We start from the raw sequence: 16,662 nt of genomic DNA on the forward strand, positions 1-16,662 counted from the left end.
TCTGCTGCTGGCCGCCGGACAGGCCCAGCGCGCTCTGGCCCAGCTTGTCCTTCACTTCGTCCCACAGCGCGCCCTGGCGCAGCGCCTGTTCCACGCGCACGTTCATCTCGGCCTTGGACAGCTTCTCGTGGTGGCGGATGCCGTAGGCCACGTTCTCGAAGATGGTCATCGGGAACGGCACCGGCTTCTGGAACACCATGCCGACCTTGGAGCGCAGGCGGTTCATCGGGTACTTGGGCGAGAGGATGTTCTCGCCGTCCAGCAGCACTTCCCCGCGCGCTTCGAGCTTGGGATACAGCGCGTAGATGCGGTTGAAGATGCGCAGCAGGGTGGACTTGCCGCAGCCGGAGGGACCGATCAGCGCGGTGACGCGCTTTTCCGGAATCTCCAGGTGGATGTTCTTCAGCGCATGGAACTTGTCGTAGTAGAAGTCCAGGCCGCGCGCGGCGAGCTTGACCGGCGCCGGGGTGTGCAGCGACTGGTGGGCGGCGGGCACGGCGATGCGCTGCATCGGCACGGCGTTGGTGAGGTCGTTCATGGGAAGGTCCATGGGATCAGTCGTTTGAAATGCGGTTGCGCAGCAGCAGACCGCGCGCGGAGAGGCTGACCAGCAGCACGAACACGGTCAGCACCAGGGCACCGGCCCAGGCCAGCACCTGCCAGGATTCATACGGGCTGCCGGCGAACTGGTTCATCACCACCGGCACCGAGGCCATCGGCTGGAACACGTTGGAGTTCCAGTACTGGTTGCCGAAGGCGGTGAACAGCAGCGGCGCGGTCTCGCCGGAGATGCGGGCCAGGGCCAGCAGGATGCCGGTGACGATGCCGGCCATCGCGCTGCGGTAGAGCACCTGCATGATCACCTTCCACTGCGGCACGCCCAGCGCCAGCGCGGCCTCGCGCATCTGCACCGGCACCAGCCGCAGCATCTCGTCGGTGGTGCGGATCACCACCGGCAGCACGATGAAGGCCAGCGACAGCGCGCCGGCAAAGGCCGAGAACTGGCCGCCGGTCTGCATCACGTACAGCGTGTAGACGAACAGGCCCAGCACAATCGACGGTGCCGACAGCAGGATGTCGTTGACGAAACGCACCACGGTGCCGGCCTTGCGCGCATTGCCGTACTCGGCCAGCCAGGTGCCGGCGGCCACGCCCAGGGGGGTGCCGATGGCGATGGCCAGGGCGCACATCACCGCACTGCCGAAGAAGGCGTTGAGCAGACCGCCTTCCTGCATCGGCGGCGGTGTCATCTGGGTGAACAGGTTGAGGTTGATGCCGGGCAGGCCCTTGGACAGCAGCGTCCACAGGATCCAGCCCAGGAAGAACAGGCCGAACACCGCCGTGGCACAGCCCAGGAACAGGGCCACGCCATTGGTGATGCGGCGGCGCAGGTACAGCGAATCGGACGAGGTGGCGGACATCAGTTGCCCTCCTTGCGGGACAGGCGCATCAGCATCAGGCGGGCGATGGCCAGCACCACGAAGGTGACGATGAACAGCACGAAGCCGAGCAGCAGCAGCGCCGAGCGGTAGGTTTCGGTGGCTTCACCGAAGTCGTTGGCGATCAGCGCGGCGATGGTGGTGCCCGGCTCCAGCAGCGAGGGGGTCAGGCGCACGCTGTTGCCGATCACGAAGGCCACCGCCATCGTCTCGCCCAGGGCGCGGCCTAGGCCCAGGAACACACCGCCGATCACCGCCGAGCGGGTGTAGGGCAGGACGATGTCCCAGCTCACTTCCCACTTGGTCGAGCCCAGCGCGTAGGCCGATTCCTTCAGCCGCGTGGGCACGGTGAGGAACACCTCGCGCATCACCGAGGAGATGAAGGGGATGACCATGATCGCCAGCACGAAGCCGGCGGTGAGCATGCCGATACCCAGCGGCGGGCCCTGGAACAGCGGACCGATCAGCGGCAGGGTGCCGAGGTGGTCGTTGAGGAACGGGGTCACGTACTCGGTCATCACCGGCACCAGCACGAACAGGCCCCACATGCCGTAGATGATCGAGGGAATACCGGCCAGCAGTTCGATGGCGGTGCCGACCGGGCCGCGCAGCCAGCGCGGCGCCACTTCGGTCAGGAAGAAGGCGATGCCGAAGCTCACCGGCACCGCGATTAGCATCGCGATCAAGGCCGTGACGATGGTGCCGTAGATCGGCGCGAGCGCACCGAATTTGTTCTCGACCGGGTTCCAGTCGGCCGAATAGAAAAAGCTCAGGCCCTGCTCCTGCAGGGCATGACGGCCGCCCCACAGCATCGACAGCGCGGCGCTGGCCAAGGCGACCAGCACCAGGATCACCGTGGCGATCAGGAACCAGCGGAACAGCCGGTCGTTGCGGGCATCACGCAGATCGCGCGAGCTGGGCGGAACTAGGGTCGGTGCGATGGCATTCATGGCAGCGGCGGGGGCCCAAGAGGATGCGGTGGTGTTTCTGTCCCCGGGGGCGGGGAGTACATATCGTTGAGGTCGTTGTCCCCGTCTGCGCGGGGATGACGCAATGACAAAGGCGGACGCACCGGTGGTGCGTCCGCGTCATTGCGTCACTTGAACTCGCTGGCCCAGTAACTTTCGATCTGCGTCACCAGCTCGGCCGGCAGCGGCACGTAATGCAGTTCGTTGGCCTGGGCCTGGCCGCTCTCGAAGGCCCACTTGAAGAACGCGCGGGTATCGGCGCTGCGCTTGGCATCCTTGGGCTGCTTGTGCATCAGCATGAAATTGGTGGCGGTGATCGGCCACGCATTGGCGCCCGGGGCGTTGGTGATGACCAGGTTGAAATCCTTGGCGTTGGCCCAGTCGGCGCTGGCCGCGGCGGCGGCAAAGGTGTCGGCGGTCGGCTGCACCCAGTTGCCGGCGGCGTTCTGCATCGAGGCGTACGGCATATTGTTCTGCAGCGCGTAGGCCAGCTCGACGTAGCCGACCGAACCCTTGATCTGCTTCACGTAAGAGGCCACCCCTTCATTGCCCTTGCCACCGACGCCGTCCGGCCACTGCACCGAGGTGCCTTCGCCGACGCTGTCCTTCCACTGGCCGCTGACCTTGGACAGGTAGTTGGAGAAGTTGAAGGTGGTGCCCGAACCGTCGGAGCGGTGCACCAGGGTGATCTTGGTGTCGGGCAGCGGCACGCCCGGGTTGGCTTCGGCGATGGCCTTGTCGTTCCAGGTCTTGATCTTGCCCAGGAAGATGTCCGCCAGCAGCGGGCCGGTCAGGCGCAGCTGGCCCGGCTGCAGGCCTTCCAGATTCACCACCGGCACCACGCCGCCGATCGCCGACGGGAACTGGCCCAGGCCAGCCTGCGCCAGCTCTTCGGTGGAAAGCGGCTTGTCGGAGGAACCGAAGTCCACGGTGCCGGCCTTGATCTGGGCGATGCCACCGCCCGAGCCGATGGACTGGTAGTTGATTTTGGCGCCGGTGGCGGCGTTGTAGTCGGCCGACCACTTGGACACCAGCGGGAAGATGAAGGAGGCGCCGGCGCCGGAGATTTCGACGGACACCTTGTCACCGGCGGCGGCAGCGCCGGTGGCGGCGTTGTCCGGGGTGGAAGCGGCCTGGTTGCCCGCGCCAACGCAGGCCGACAGGCCCAGCGCGATGGCCAGCGAGAGGGCGGCAAGACCGGTCGTGTGCAGCTTCATGGGTCACTCCATAGCGGGGCAGATGCCGGCAGGGCCAGCGGATGAGGCTATGAAATGATGTTTTTGTTACAGCCTGATTACACCGCCGAAAGAATCTGAAATCCCCTATGCCGGCAAGGACTTGCCGGGCAGGAGCGCGGCGCTCGCCGGGACGGGGCGCGGCCGGTGGTTGGTGTGCTGCCGGAGCGGGCGGACCGGGAGAGGACCGGGTGGGGACCGGACGGATGGACGCCGCTGCTGTAACCGAGGGTGGGCGAGCGCCACCGCCGCCGCTGGAAGCCGGTGTCCCGCCATCGGGTGCGGCGGGTTTGCACCAAAAAGGGGCAACGATGGCACTTGAAACGGCATCGATGCCGCTTTTTTCGCCATCGATGCCACTTTGACCGGCAACGTTGCCCCTTTTTGGGGCATCACTGCCGCTTTTTTCGGCACGCTTGCCCCTTTTTGGGGCATCGATGCCACTTTTTTCGGCAACGTTGCCCCTTTTTGGGGCAACGATGGCACTTGAAGTGGCAACGATGCCGCTTTTTTCGGCATCGATGAGACTTCTGTCTCAAAACAAGGCGCTTTTCGGCCCTTCAACAGGGACAGGAACGCGACGCGGACAGCGCCGGGGCAACCCCAAACCGCCGGGAACTGCTTCTGACGTCGCCCGTCGATGGCCCGAAGGGGGCCGCCAACGAAGGCGGCAATCCCAAACCGCCGGTAGCGGCTTCTGATATCGCCCGTCGATGGTCCGAAGGGTTGCCGCTGCGGGCGGCGGAAACCAAAACCGCCCCGAAGGGCGGCCTGGTGGTGGATGCGGCGTCCGTGCCGACCCGCCGGGGAAGGGAGAGGGCTTCCCCGGCGGGGCCGGTGGCGCAGGCGGCGAGGGAGAGGGTCTCGCCGCCGCACTCCTCAGTAGCGGACGTTCTGCTGCCAGTAGCTTTCGATCTGGCGCACCAGCGAGTCCGGCAGCGGCACGTAGTCCAGCTGGCGGGCCTGCGCATCGCCGTTGGCGTAGATCCAGCGGAAGTACTCCACGGCCGCCTTGGCACCTTCGGCGCTCTTGGGCTGCTTGCGCATCAGGATGAAGTTGGTGGCGGTGATCGGCCAGGACTGCTCGCCCGGGGCGTTGGTCATCACCAGGTAGAAGTCGCGGGCGTTGGCCCAGTCGGCGCTGGCGGCCGCGGCGGAGAACGTCTCGTCACGCGGCTGCACGAAGTTGCCGGCGGCATTCTTCATACGCGAGAAGGTCAGGCGGTTCTGCAGCGCGTAGGAGAACTCGACATAGCCGATCGAACCCTTGATCTGCTTGACGTAGGCGGCCACGCCCTCGTTGCCCTTGCCACCGATGCCGACCGGCCACTGCACCGAGGTGCCTTCGCCCACGGTGGTCTTCCAGTCGCCGTTGACCTTGGACAGGTAGTTGACGAAGTTGAAGGTGGTGCCCGAACCGTCGGAGCGGTGCACCACGGTGATCTTGCTGTCCGGCAGAGTCAGGCCGCCGTTGAGCGCGACGATGGCCGGATCGTTCCACTTGGTGATCTTGCCCAGGAAGATGTTGGCCAGGGTCGGGCCGTCGAGCTTCATCGCACCGGCGTCCACACCCGGCACGTTCAGCACCGGCACCACGCCGCCGATCACCGAGGGGAACTGCACCAGGCCCGAGGCGGCCAGGTCTTCGGGCTTGAGCGGCGCATCGGAGGAGCCGAAGTCCACGGTGTTGGCCTTGATCTGGGCGATACCGCCGCCCGAGCCGATCGACTGGTAGTTCACGCGCTTGCCGGTGGCGGCGCTGTAGTCGGCCGACCACTTGGACATGACCGGATAGATGAAGGAGGCGCCGGCACCGGTGATATCGGCAGCGTTGGCGGCGAACACGGAGGACGCGGCGAGGATGGCGACAGCGGCGCGCGATTTGATGGCGTGGATCACGAAAGGCTCCTGGGAGGGTGAGGTGCGGTAGGTCCGCCCGGCGCCTATTCCATAACCATTGGATGACAACGCCGCGTCTGTCATATGACGCGCCTGTGACAGCGGCGCGGGTCGCTCAGGACATGGTGTGCAGTGCGTCCGGCAGCGGAGGGGGCGGTTGTTCTTGTAGGGATAAGTTGGCCGCTTGGGGCCAACTCGTGCAGCCAATGAGTCCTTAAGTTGTCCGCCCGGGGAGGCCGCAGCCCCGGTTTTTTTGGAGCGGCAGTTGCCAGCCCTAGGAAAGAGCCACCCGCGCCGCGAGCGGCAATTTCCTGCCTGAAGCGGCCATCTGACACTGTTTTTTCAGGGGCACTACGTCTTTCCTCTGGGGCGCAGGTCAAGACCCCTGACGGCAACGAACGCCCCATACCCCAAGCTAGCCGTCAATGCCTTCGCTTCGGCGTCTAAGAGGGCTACTACCTCTTCGAACTCCATCCTGTTTCCGGTATCTGGATCCTTCCAGGATCGATCTGTCCTGATCGATATCAACAAACAGCCAACGCGCCGGTGCTCGGGCGACATGTACTTCCCCACCAGCTGCAAGTGGAGTGCACTCCGAAGATCGGAAAAGGTATAACCTTTTTCGCCGATTTTGAGCTCGATCACTGCTTCCAGATGTGCTGCAGTAGAGGCTAGGCGGATATCGGACTCTTTCTCATCGCCCGTTACGGCCTCTTGATTGACCAGATAGGCTCCCCTGGCCATTTTCTGGAATTCTGCCGCCAGCGAACGGCGCAGCAATCGTTCAATGCTGATTGTTGCCCAGAGCTCCCGTGGTGACGCGTCCTGGAGCAGGAGATCTTCGATGTCAGCAAGCCTTGTGTCGAGCAGGGCTGCCATCTCCACGCGGCTGATTGGCGAGAAATCGTGCTCACGTTCCAACCTCACAACCTCGGCCTCGCTCAGAACGACGGCATCCCAGTCTTCCGCCAACTTCTCCAAGGCAATTGCCCTGATGCGGTCGCGATAATGCGAAACTTCGGGGTCCTCGGCGAACTGCATCTTGATGTCCCATGCTCCGGGTCCCGTGATGCCCAATAGCGAATTCCCCAGTACGCTCCGGACGCGCTGCGCATGGTCCCGATGACCAGGCGAGTAGACACCGTCATGATTCAGGTCGTCCTCGAGCCTGATGTGCCGATTGGCTAGCCTGACGAGCCGCAACAGCAGCTCGGGCGACGCCTCGAACTTGGACAAATCCAGATCGGATTCGTGGCCGAACAGTGACGAGAACCAACCGACGACTTGCGAATGCTGTGCAGGCAAGATTGAGCTGGCTAGCCGCTCCATTTCTTCAACGCATATCGCAGGATCCAAGCGGGCAAGGATCGGGAGCCAGAACTGGGTTTCTAACGGTGCGGGGGTTCCCTGCAACTTCGATCGTCCTTTTGCCCACATGTAGGCGGTGTCTTGGCCATCTCCATGATCGAGAAGAAGCTTCGTTGCGCGCCCCACTTTGTCGGCCTCCAAGATGGAAGCATCTCCCTTGGCAAGCAAATCCTTCAACCAAGACCTGATGCGTACGAGAAACAGTGTGATGACCGCGGGGGATGCATGGGAGATGTCCTGTAGGAGCATCGAGTGCTTCGCATCCACATCCTCCAACTCATCCAGGAGTTCCTTCCCGATCATTGCTTCCACAACGGCTGGATGTACCCGCGCAAGCGCATCGAGCCAAGGGGGTAGCCGATTCAGATCCAGCAATGCATAACGGCAAGCGAGATCTGCTTCTTCCGCGGTGAGCTTGGATGCCCAAGTGGCGCTTTCAGACTCCGCATAGAGGCCTGCAAGACCCGTGCGCCATCGCATCAGATAGCTGTTGCGCTGGTCAACAGGCCGCTCTGACTGCAGGGTGGGACGGTCCTTGCGCCACGCTGCCGCGAGCGCGCCCCTGAAGCGATCCACCATATCCTTGTCGAACGCGCGCTCGATGAACCCAGGGTTCCATCCGGAGAACGAGTGATCCTGAGTATCCTTCTCCATGGTGCGCCAGAGGTTCCAACTGGTGTTGTCGACGCGATCGTCTGAAAAAGCCGCTCCGGGATCATTGTTCAGCTCTCGCCAAAACAGCTTCCAGCTGGCAAGATTCTTGGCGTGCCTTCTTTGGGATTTTTCCCTGCGCGTTTCACTCTCTATCTGCCATGTAGGCTTGGGACCTGGGTTCTCCACGGCACTAAGAAACTCTTTGGCGCGGACCTCCAGTGCTTCGCTGTCGCGGGACATTGCTACGAGTTGCTTCAGCCATGCTAGGCGATCCGGGTGGTCACCCGAGTAGCGAAGGGAGGTTTCCAAGGCTAGCTCGCGATTCGCAAGCGGCTCGGAGGTATCGGAGAGCGTGCTCAGAAGCCAGTCGGCATCCTTTTGAAGTTCGATTTGGTATGCACCATGCAACTCGAACTGATGGAAGCGAAAGAAAGGTTCGCAGTCGTCCTTTGGGTAGTGCTCTCTGACCAGACGGTCACTGGCCCAGAACACGTCGGCGCGAACCTCGCTTGGCGCGGCGGTGAGGACAGCCTCAGAGTCTTGGTGTCTTCGGTCGCGTCATGATCCGATTTCGCCAGCAACCCGGCAAGCGCGACGGCATCGAAGAGATCGGAGCCGGTTTCTCCCATCTCTAGCCGGCGCCGGCTGGCGACCAGCAACGCAGGCACTAGATCCTGACGACCGGATGTGACTCGATAGTGCTGGTCGTGCCAGCGGCAACTGTTGGATACCAGTTCTGCCAGTCGGTGTTGCAGCTCCGCCCAAGCAGTAGGCTCCAACTTCGCCTTGGCGATTGCCAGCGGCAGCATGGTTGAGATGCCCCCGATCTCACGCAATTTTGGAGAGAGACGTGCAAGCGTCTTGACGAGTTGCGGAACCGATAAGTGCCGGGGAAACAGGTGATAGATGACAGATTGCGCCAGATCCTCAGGCCAATCTGGCGATGAGACGGCGATCAGATCTAGCAATGCCGATAGGCGCGAATCCTGGAGTTCCGCGAGCGCCAGAAGCCCATTCAAACGATCGCGCGCATCGTTGTCTGGATCGGTGGCAACGCCATAGGCGATGTCTGCACACCCTGTCATCTGTCCAGCGCCGATCAATTCAAGCAGCGTCTCCCGAACCTCGGGATTCCTAACACCGCCAGCCCACAGGGAGGCGATGACCTCGTTGAGATCGTTTGTGGCTAGGCGTTGGACCTGCAGATTCGGAATCCCCTGACCTCTCCAGCCTCCAGCGCCGTACATGTGAACGTATCGCTCCAACGCCTGCGTCCGCAGCGTCAGGTTCAATGAGCCGGGGTCGCCATGTCGCAGCAGAACGCTCGGCTCATGATCGAGTAGTTCGGCGCGAACCGTAGAAATGTGGGGCGCCAGCCAAGCCACAACGGGCTGCAGCGAGGGCTTGACGATCCGCTGGCCCTCCGGTGTTGTCGCGAACAGCAGGCGCATCAATGCCCGGATCGGAAGTCCGCGATCCACGAGCAATTTGAGCCGTTCCGCCGCTAGGAATTCGACGATGGATCGATTGTGGAATCGAACTCGCCCATAGGTTGCGAAGCCGAACAGGGGGCGTTCGAGCAGCGTTTTCACCTCATCGTCTGACCAGTCGTCCAGGATCTTGGCCGGGTCCAGGGGGGCGTCCCCTCGGCCGCGGTCATCGTCGCTGCTGTGCCAGAGCGTAAATTTTCGCGAGAGGAGGCAAGCCAAGGCCAATCGAGCTGCCCCGTCGCGTACCCGTTGTGGCGGCAACTGCGTTCGTTCCGGCCGGTCGCCGCGGGCCCGAAGCTTGATATCGATGCTGCTATCCACTTGCTCGCGGTGGGTTCGAATGCGTCCATGCAGCTTCCAGTCACCACAAAGCTCCAGAAAATCTAACGGACGCTTAGCGAAGTCGTAAGCATGGTGGGCATTGACGGCGTCGAGCAGCTCATCCGGGTCACCCACGCCTTGGGCAACTGCGAGTGCACGCATCTGCTTCGCGTCCAATGCCGACAGGGCGACAAATCGCCATTCCGGCGTTGATCGCTTGACCGACTTGTCTTTGTTCACGCTCATCGCCACGTTGGCGAAGTAGTCCTCGGGTACGAACACATCCAGAGGTGGTTGAACCGGGAGCCGCTTTCGAACGACATTCAAGTCGAATGTGGTCGGGCGCGTCGTCAGAACGATGCACGTTCGCTCAAGGTTGTCGCCTAAGGTCGCGGCGAACTGCTTGAGAGTCGTTTCAAAAGAGCGCTGGGTGAGCTTCAACTCGTCGACCGAGTCCAGGAAAAAGAATGCGCGTTCGGTCTGCGCTACTTTCCAGTTGTCGAAGCGCTGCCTCTCTTCGGTGGAGAACTGCCTTTCCAGCGGGTCCGTCGCCAGCGTGGCCAACTCCACAAAGAACGCCGATCGGCCTTCCTCCCAAAGCCTTTGCTGTTGGCGCTGGCACTCGTATGTCTTGCCCATGCCTGCTTCAGAGACGATCAGAATGCGCTCGGAATCCAGTAGGGTAGACCAGTCAGCCCTTCCGCCAATGGCGAGATCAGCCAAGAGCTCAGCAGTCTCGATTTGGGTGTTTTCATCGGTGGGTAGATCAAAAAAGGTGCGATTTAGCTCTTGGCAAGTCGTCGCCATGGGTCAAGTGATAAGAGGGATACCGTAGATAGTATCCGCAGGGCTTCGTGGTTGTAGGTGCAGCGTGCGATTGACCTTCATCGAGCATCACGGGGCGGGCGCCACTCCCGCCGAAGCCACCGGCCGGAAACAACGAACGCCCCTTGCGGGGCGTTCGTGTCACAGCACCGCGGGCGGCAACGGCTTACCAGAAGAACTGCAGGCGGGCTTCCAGGATGTTGGGCTTGTCGCTGACAAAGCCGCGCGCGCTGGAGCTGTACTTCTTGCTGTCCACCATCACGTAGTTCAGCGAGGCCTTGAAGTTGGAGCGCCAGTACCAGTTGGCGCCCACGGTCCAGACATCCATCTTGCCGCCGAGCACGCCATCCACCAGCGGTGCGCCGCCGACCATGGCCGGGGCACGCAGGCCACCGTCGTTCAGATCGATGTGATCGAAGCGGGCGCCGAGCTGCCACATGCCACGGCCCGGGTCATTGGGCAGGCCCAGACCCGGGGTGCCACCCTTGTAGCTCCAGGTCTCACCGGTGACGTTCCACACGCCGCTGAGGTAGTAACCGTCGCTGGTGTAGTTGTCGTGGTCATAGCGCTTGACCTTGGCGTTGAAGTACTCGGCCTGCGCCTTGAACGGGCCCTGCACGTACATGGCTTCGGCGCCGAGGGTGCTGATGCGGTCGCTGTCCTTCATGTCGCCGGTGTCCACCAGGCGCACGGTGGCCAGGTCGGCATTCGGGCGGGCGCGCAGACGCAGGGTGTCGGCGTCGGTGTCGTAGTCGGCGTAGCTCAGGCCGAAGTGCAGGATGTTGCCCTTGTCGTTGATCGGGGCGAACGTGCCGCGCAGGCCGTAGCCGCTGCCGTGGGCCAGATCGCGGGTCAGCTCGCGGCCGAAGGCCGAGGCGGTGACCGACCAGTTGCTGTCACCGAGGCCATAGCCCACACCCAGGCGGCGGGCGACGGCGTAGGTATTGGTGACGGTGGCCTTGGAGATGAAATCGTTGTTCTTGGTGCTGGAGAGTTCTTCCAGGCTGTTGGGCTGCTTGTACTGGCCAACCTGCAGGTAGTGGTTGCTGTTGCCGCCCAGCTTGTACTTGGCGTTGGTGTCCAGGAACTTGTCGGCCTTGGCGTCGTAACCGACCACCCACTCGATGTTGCCCGGGCCCTTGCCCTTGAGCACCAGCTCGGCGCGACGCAGTTCGAACTCGCTGTCCTTGCCGTTCTTGCCAGTGCTGCCGTTGAGGTCGGCGCGGTCGTTGTCGAACCAGTTGCCGTCGGCCTGCACCAGACCTTCGAAGGTGATTTCGGAACCGCCGATGACGTCGATGGCGACTTCCGCGTGGGCGACCGGTACAAACAGCGCCGCAGCAACGGCTGCAGTGAGGAGCTGGCGATGCAGTTTCATGAGTGGAGGGCCTTGCAGGCGGGTTGAGGATGCAGCGAAGGCTAGGGCGTAAAGATTGCGTAAATGTGACAGTTCGGCAACGCCGCACGTCCCCGCCGGACAGGCGCCACGGTATTGGGACGCGCCGCTGTTACCGCGCCGTGTCGCGCAGATGGCAGTGATACCTGCGCATTCAGCGGGAGCAATGCGGGCATTGCGCGGGGAGCGCGGAAACGTCGGAAGGCGAGGCGGGGACCGTCCCATTTGATCAACAACAGGCCCGGGGTGGGCCATCCGGGCCGCCGCCGGGAACGCTATGCGCCCCCGTTGCGTGGCTCCGCCAGTGACGCTTCTGGCTGTTGCAGCCCTGCCATCCGGGCGGACGAGACGGCCTCCAGTTACAGGGGGGCGCAGCCATCATGGGCGTGCAAACAACCGCCGGGTTTCGCTGTTCGGCACCGGGCGGCTTCACGCACAGCTGATCCGGCCTGCAGTTAGTTTGTTGGCTTCCCACGTGGGACTGCCCCATGGCCAAACGCTGGAGCCGAAAACGCATGGTCTGGACGATCGTGACCACCGCCCTGATTACGCTGCTGTTGGCGGTGGTGGCGATGAATTTCAAAACCTCGGAGAAGAAGCTCGAGCGCAGGATCGAGCATCTGTACGCGGCCGACAGCCCGCAATTTCGCAGGGAAATGGGTGTGTTGCTCGGGCCCGGGCTGATACCGGGCAACCGGGTCACCGATCTGGAAAACGGTGACGAGATTTTCCCGGCGATGCTGGAGGCGATCCACTCGGCGCAGAAGACGATCACTTTCGAAACCTATATCTATTGGTCCGGGCAGATAGGCCAGGAGTTTGCAGATGCCCTGGCCGAGCGCGCCCGTGCAGGCGTGCAGGTCAAGGTGATGGTGGACTGGGTGGGCAGCCTGAAGATGGACACCCGTCTGCTGGATCAGATCCGCGACGCCGGCGCCGAGGTGCACCAGTACCGTCCGCTCAAGTGGTACAACCTGGGGCGCCTCAACAACCGTACCCATCGCAAGCTGCTGGTGATCGACGGCAAGCTGGGTTTCACCGGCGGGGTAGGCATTGCCGACCAGTGGAGTGGACATGCCCAGGACGGCGAACACTGGCGCGATCTGCACTTCAGGATAGAGGGCCCGGCGGTCGCACAGATCCAGGCCGCCTTCAACGACAACTGGATCAAGACCACCGGCCAGGTGCTCAACGGAGCGGACTATTTTCCGCCGCTTGTGCCTGCCGGGGAGATGGACGCCACATGTTCGTGGCATCGCCTGCCGGCGGCAGCGAGAGCATGCATCTGATGTACCTGATGGCCATTGCGGCGGCCGAGCACACCATCGACCTGCAGGCGGCATATTTCGTGCCCGATGAGTTGATCATCAAGGCGTTGATCACCGCCCGCCACCGGGGGGTACGGGTGCGCGTGACCTTGCCCGGCAAGCACATCGACTCCGAGACCGTCCGCCTGGCCTCGAAGGCGCATTGGGGCGAGCTGTTGCTGGCCGGCGTGGAGATCTACGAATACCAGCCCACGATGATGCACAACAAGCTGCTGATCGTGGATGGGGTGATGAGTTCGGTGGGGTCCACGAACTTCGATGTACGCAGCTTCCGGCTCAACGACGAAGCCAGCCTCAACGTGTACGACGCCGCCTTTGCCGCACGCATGACCGACGTGTTTGATGCCGACCTGGAGCACACGGTGCGATACACCTACGCCATGTGGGAGCAGCGGCCCTTGAAGGAGAAGTTCATGGAGAAGTTCATCCTGCCGATCAAATCGCAGCTGTGATCCGGCGGCCGCTGTTGTGGCGCCGGTAGGCACTGGCGGGTCCCTGGCGCGCTTTGCCTGGGGGCGCCCGGGGGGATGTGCCGGTGGCTTCGTCTGGAGGAGCTGCTGTCCGGCTGGTGATGAGGGGGCCGGGATGGTCGGTAGGAGAGCGGCGCAGAGGGGGAGGCCGCGTCCGACCCACCGCAGACCTCCGGAATCCTCAGATTCTTGATCCGGCCCGTCCTCGGGAAAGGCCGGTGGTGGGTTCGCGCGGGAAGACGGTAGGGCGCCCGGCTTGTGCTGCGCGGATGAGGGGGATTCAGGCAGATACCCGCTCGTTGCTCGCGAGCGGTCGGCTCACACCGTTGGATCGGGCGGCGGGCAGGGGGGCACCTGCAAGGAGTGGATACCCTCCCGCCATGGCATGGGCCTTTACGGCACAATGGATTTGCCTGTGTGCCTGTTCACCTGCGACATGACCTTCAAGGGTGGCCGTAGAGTGATGGGGACGACGCAATCAAGCATGCCGGGGAAATTCAGCGGATGAACGCAACGCGCCCACCCTCGAACCGGGATCTGCAAGGCCTCAGTGGCGAAGAGGCCGCGCGCCGGCTCGCCATGGACGGGCCCAATATGCTGCCCGGCACCCGTCCCAAGACGTTCATCGGCATTGTCTTGGGGATCCTGCTCGAACCGATGTTCCTGATGCTGCTCGTCGCCGGCGTCCTCTATCTTCTACTGGGGGATACGGCCGAAGCGATCTTCCTGTTGAGCTCTGTATTTGTCGTGATTGGCATCACCGTGATCCAGGAGCGCAAGACCCAGCGTGCGCTTGAATCCTTGCGCGATCTGTCGGCACCACGCGCCCTGGTCCTGCGTGATGGCCAGGAATTGCGTATTCCCGGCCGGGAGGTCGTCGTCGGTGATCTGCTCATCCTGCATGAAGGCGACCGCATTTCTGCAGATGCGTTGCTGATCGATGGCCAGCTGGATGCCAACGAGTCGCTGATATCCGGTGAGGCGGTGCCCGTGGCCAAGCTGCCTGGGACCGCCAGCAACCAGTTGTTAGCCAGCACCCTGGTAACGCGTGGCGTGGGCCTGGCCGAGGTCACCGCGACGGCGGCGGCGACGGCGGTCGGGCGTATTGGTGAAGCGCTGGCGGCGACCGAGGAACCACGCTCCGGCCTGCAACTGGCTTCGCGCCGGCTGGTGCGCAATCTGGCTGTGGGTGGACTGAGCCTGGCAGCGGTGTACTTCCTCGTGAACTGGCTGTGGGATGCGCACGGACTGGTGGAAAGCCTGCTCGCCAGCACCGCCCTGATAATGGCCATCCTGCCCGAGGAGATTCCGGTCATCCTGACCGTGTTCCTTGCGCTGGGCGCGTGGCGGATCTCGCAACGCAAGGTGCTGACCCGGCGGGTCCCGGCCGTCGAGGCGCTCGGTGCCATCTCGGTGCTGGCGGTGGACAAGACCGGCACGCTGACCGAAAACCGCATGCAGGTTGCCGAACTGCGGCGGGAAGATGCGACGTTTGTCAGCGCCGGCGCCGAGGCGCTCGCCGAGCCGTTCCACGAACTGGTGGAGTTCGCGATGCTGGCGACCCCGGTCGATCCCTTCGATCCGATGGAAAAGGCGATCCAGCAGTTCGGCATGCATTGGCTCAATGGCAGCGCGCATGTGCATGCGGAGTGGTCACCCGATTTCGAGTATGGGTTGTCGTCCGAGATTCTCGCGATGACGCGCGTCTTCCCGGTCGGGGGGAGCACGCAACACATGCTGGCGACCAAGGGCGCGCCCGAGGCGGTCGTGGATCTGTGCCATCTGGATGCCGCCGGCGCGAAGAGGATACTGGCCCAGGCCGAAGCGATGGCCGCGCGCGGCCTGCGCGTGCTGGGCGTTGCACGTGGACGCTGGCAGGGCGAGACGCCGCCGCACAGCCAGCATGATTTCGATTTCCAGTTCCTCGGCCTGCTCGGCTTTGTCGATCCACCGCGGCCTGAGGTGCCGGCGGCGATCGCCGAGTGCCGTGCGGCCGGCATCCGCATCATCATGCTGACCGGCGACCATCCGGCCACCGCCATGGCGATCGCTCGTGAAGTGGGTCTTAGTGAGCGTGCGGACGTCATCACCGGTGCCCAGATCGATACGCTGGATGATCCGGCGTTGCTGGCGCGCTTGCGCCACGTCGATGTGTGCGCGCGGCTGAAGCCGGTGCAGAAGCTGCGGCTGGTCCGTCTGCTGCGCGAGGATGGGGAGGTGGTTGCCATGACCGGCGACGGCGTCAACGATGCGCCGGCGCTGAAAGCGGCCGATGTCGGCATCGCCATGGGCAAACGCGGTACCGATGTCGCGCGCGAATCGGCATCGCTGGTCCTGCTGGATGACAGTTTCGCCAGCATCGTCGAGGCGATCCGCCAGGGACGACGCATCTACGACAACATCACCAAGGCGACCCGCTTCGTGTTTGCGGTGCATATGCCGATCATTGCGCTGACGCTGGTACCCTCGTTGCTGCACTGGCCGGTGATGCTGATGCCGGTGCACATCGTCCTGCTGGAACTGCTGATCGATCCCTCGTGTTCGATAGTGTTCGAAGCCGAGCCGGAAGCCGATGGCGTCATGCAGCGTCCGCCGCGTGCCTTGGCCGAATCACCGTTTGCCGCGGGAAATATTGCCGTTGCCATTGTGCAGGGTATCGGCGCTGCCATGGTCCTGCTGGCCGGCTATGGAAGCATACTCAGCGCGGGTATCGATGTGACGCACGGCCGCACGGCAGTCTTCATTGCGCTCATCTTTGGCCTGTTCGCTCTGGTCCTTGCCAACCGTCATCCGGATCATTCCCTGGTTGCGCGCGGCCACATGCGCAACCGCTGGCTCAGGCCGATGTTCCTCGGCGTCGTGCTGCTGCTGACATTGGCGATCAGCGTGCCGTATCTGCGCCACATCATGGGTCTTTCGATGCCGACCCCGGTGATTGTGGCCGGTGCGGCAATCATGCTCGCACTGACCTTCATCTGGCTGGAAGGATTGCGCCTTGCGCTGCGCCTGTCAGCCCGTCTCAAGGCAACTCCCCTTGCACGATAGATCCGGGGATCGTGCGCGTCGGCGGCACGCCGCTGTCCTTGAGCGGGCACAGCTCATGGGTCACTCACGGGACGTAGCCCGGTTCTCGTGCCTTGCACACGTAGCGGCCATGCAGGATCAACCGGCCCGCAGTGACCGACGGGCGCCATGACGAGGGGGCCGCGCCTGCGGCCGGCGGTCTCGCCGCGTCAGGCGGCGGTCTTGTCTTTGAACTGGCACGATCG

The 16,662-nt window shown here is 63.4% G+C and carries 9 protein-coding genes and 1 pseudogene; 3 read left to right on the forward strand and 7 right to left on the reverse strand.

Features of this window, described 5'->3' with window-relative positions; all coding sequences use genetic code 11:
- The 4 genes from JCM9942_RS02845 to pstS (JCM9942_RS02860) all read right to left on the reverse strand — a co-directional run.
- The coding region (locus tag JCM9942_RS02845; protein WP_157722751.1) for a phosphate ABC transporter ATP-binding protein at nucleotides 1-538 on the reverse strand (538 nt) is incomplete at its 3' end.
- Between the two features lie 16 nt (nucleotides 539-554).
- On the reverse strand, nucleotides 555-1,421 hold the full coding sequence (gene pstA / locus JCM9942_RS02850; protein ID WP_054657472.1) for a phosphate ABC transporter permease PstA: 867 nt from the start codon (nucleotides 1,419-1,421) through the stop codon (nucleotides 555-557).
- Nucleotides 1,421-2,389, reverse strand: a complete 969-nt coding sequence (pstC, locus tag JCM9942_RS02855) for a phosphate ABC transporter permease subunit PstC (protein WP_054657474.1) — start codon at nucleotides 2,387-2,389, stop codon at nucleotides 1,421-1,423. The genes pstA and pstC overlap by 1 nt, the downstream gene beginning before the upstream one ends.
- Nucleotides 2,390-2,535: 146 nt before the next feature.
- Nucleotides 2,536-3,624: a phosphate ABC transporter substrate-binding protein PstS gene (gene pstS, locus JCM9942_RS02860; protein WP_054657476.1), complete on the reverse strand. Its 1,089-nt coding sequence runs from the start codon at nucleotides 3,622-3,624 to the stop codon at nucleotides 2,536-2,538.
- Nucleotides 3,625-4,003: 379 nt separating this feature from the next.
- Between pstS (JCM9942_RS02860) and JCM9942_RS19895 the strand changes: the two genes are divergently transcribed.
- A complete protein-coding gene (locus JCM9942_RS19895) occupies nucleotides 4,004-4,132 on the forward strand; it encodes a hypothetical protein (protein WP_256202279.1) in 129 nt (42 codons plus the stop codon).
- A 389-nt stretch (nucleotides 4,133-4,521) separates the two neighbouring features.
- On the opposite strand, the gene pstS (JCM9942_RS02865) is transcribed toward JCM9942_RS19895, so the two are convergent.
- The 3 genes from pstS (JCM9942_RS02865) to JCM9942_RS02880 all read right to left on the reverse strand — a co-directional run bounded on the left by pstS (JCM9942_RS02865) (nucleotide 4,522) and on the right by JCM9942_RS02880 (nucleotide 11,577).
- Nucleotides 4,522-5,541 (reverse strand): phosphate ABC transporter substrate-binding protein PstS, encoded by a 1,020-nt coding sequence (pstS, locus tag JCM9942_RS02865; protein WP_054657478.1) that lies wholly within the window; start codon nucleotides 5,539-5,541, stop codon nucleotides 4,522-4,524.
- 2,378 nt (nucleotides 5,542-7,919) lie between these two features.
- Nucleotides 7,920-10,181, reverse strand: coding sequence for an ATP-binding protein (locus JCM9942_RS02875; RefSeq protein ID WP_054657482.1), 2,262 nt, complete (start codon nucleotides 10,179-10,181; stop codon nucleotides 7,920-7,922).
- A gap of 184 nt (nucleotides 10,182-10,365) precedes the next feature.
- Nucleotides 10,366-11,577 (reverse strand): OprO/OprP family phosphate-selective porin, encoded by a 1,212-nt coding sequence (locus tag JCM9942_RS02880; RefSeq protein ID WP_054657484.1) that lies wholly within the window; start codon nucleotides 11,575-11,577, stop codon nucleotides 10,366-10,368.
- A 533-nt stretch (nucleotides 11,578-12,110) separates the two neighbouring features.
- Between JCM9942_RS02880 and JCM9942_RS02885 the strand changes: the two are divergent.
- Together JCM9942_RS02885 and JCM9942_RS02890 are read left to right on the forward strand one after the other, a co-directional pair.
- Nucleotides 12,111-13,375, forward strand: a pseudogene (locus tag JCM9942_RS02885) (phospholipase D-like domain-containing protein).
- A 522-nt stretch (nucleotides 13,376-13,897) separates the two neighbouring features.
- Nucleotides 13,898-16,438, forward strand: coding sequence for a cation-translocating P-type ATPase (locus JCM9942_RS02890; protein WP_054657486.1), 2,541 nt, complete (start codon nucleotides 13,898-13,900; stop codon nucleotides 16,436-16,438).
- The last annotated feature ends 224 nt before the right edge of the window (nucleotides 16,439-16,662 follow it).

The sequence above is a fragment of the Stenotrophomonas pictorum JCM 9942 genome, from assembly GCF_001310775.1.
In the GTDB taxonomy this organism is placed as follows: domain Bacteria; phylum Pseudomonadota; class Gammaproteobacteria; order Xanthomonadales; family Xanthomonadaceae; genus Stenotrophomonas; species Stenotrophomonas pictorum.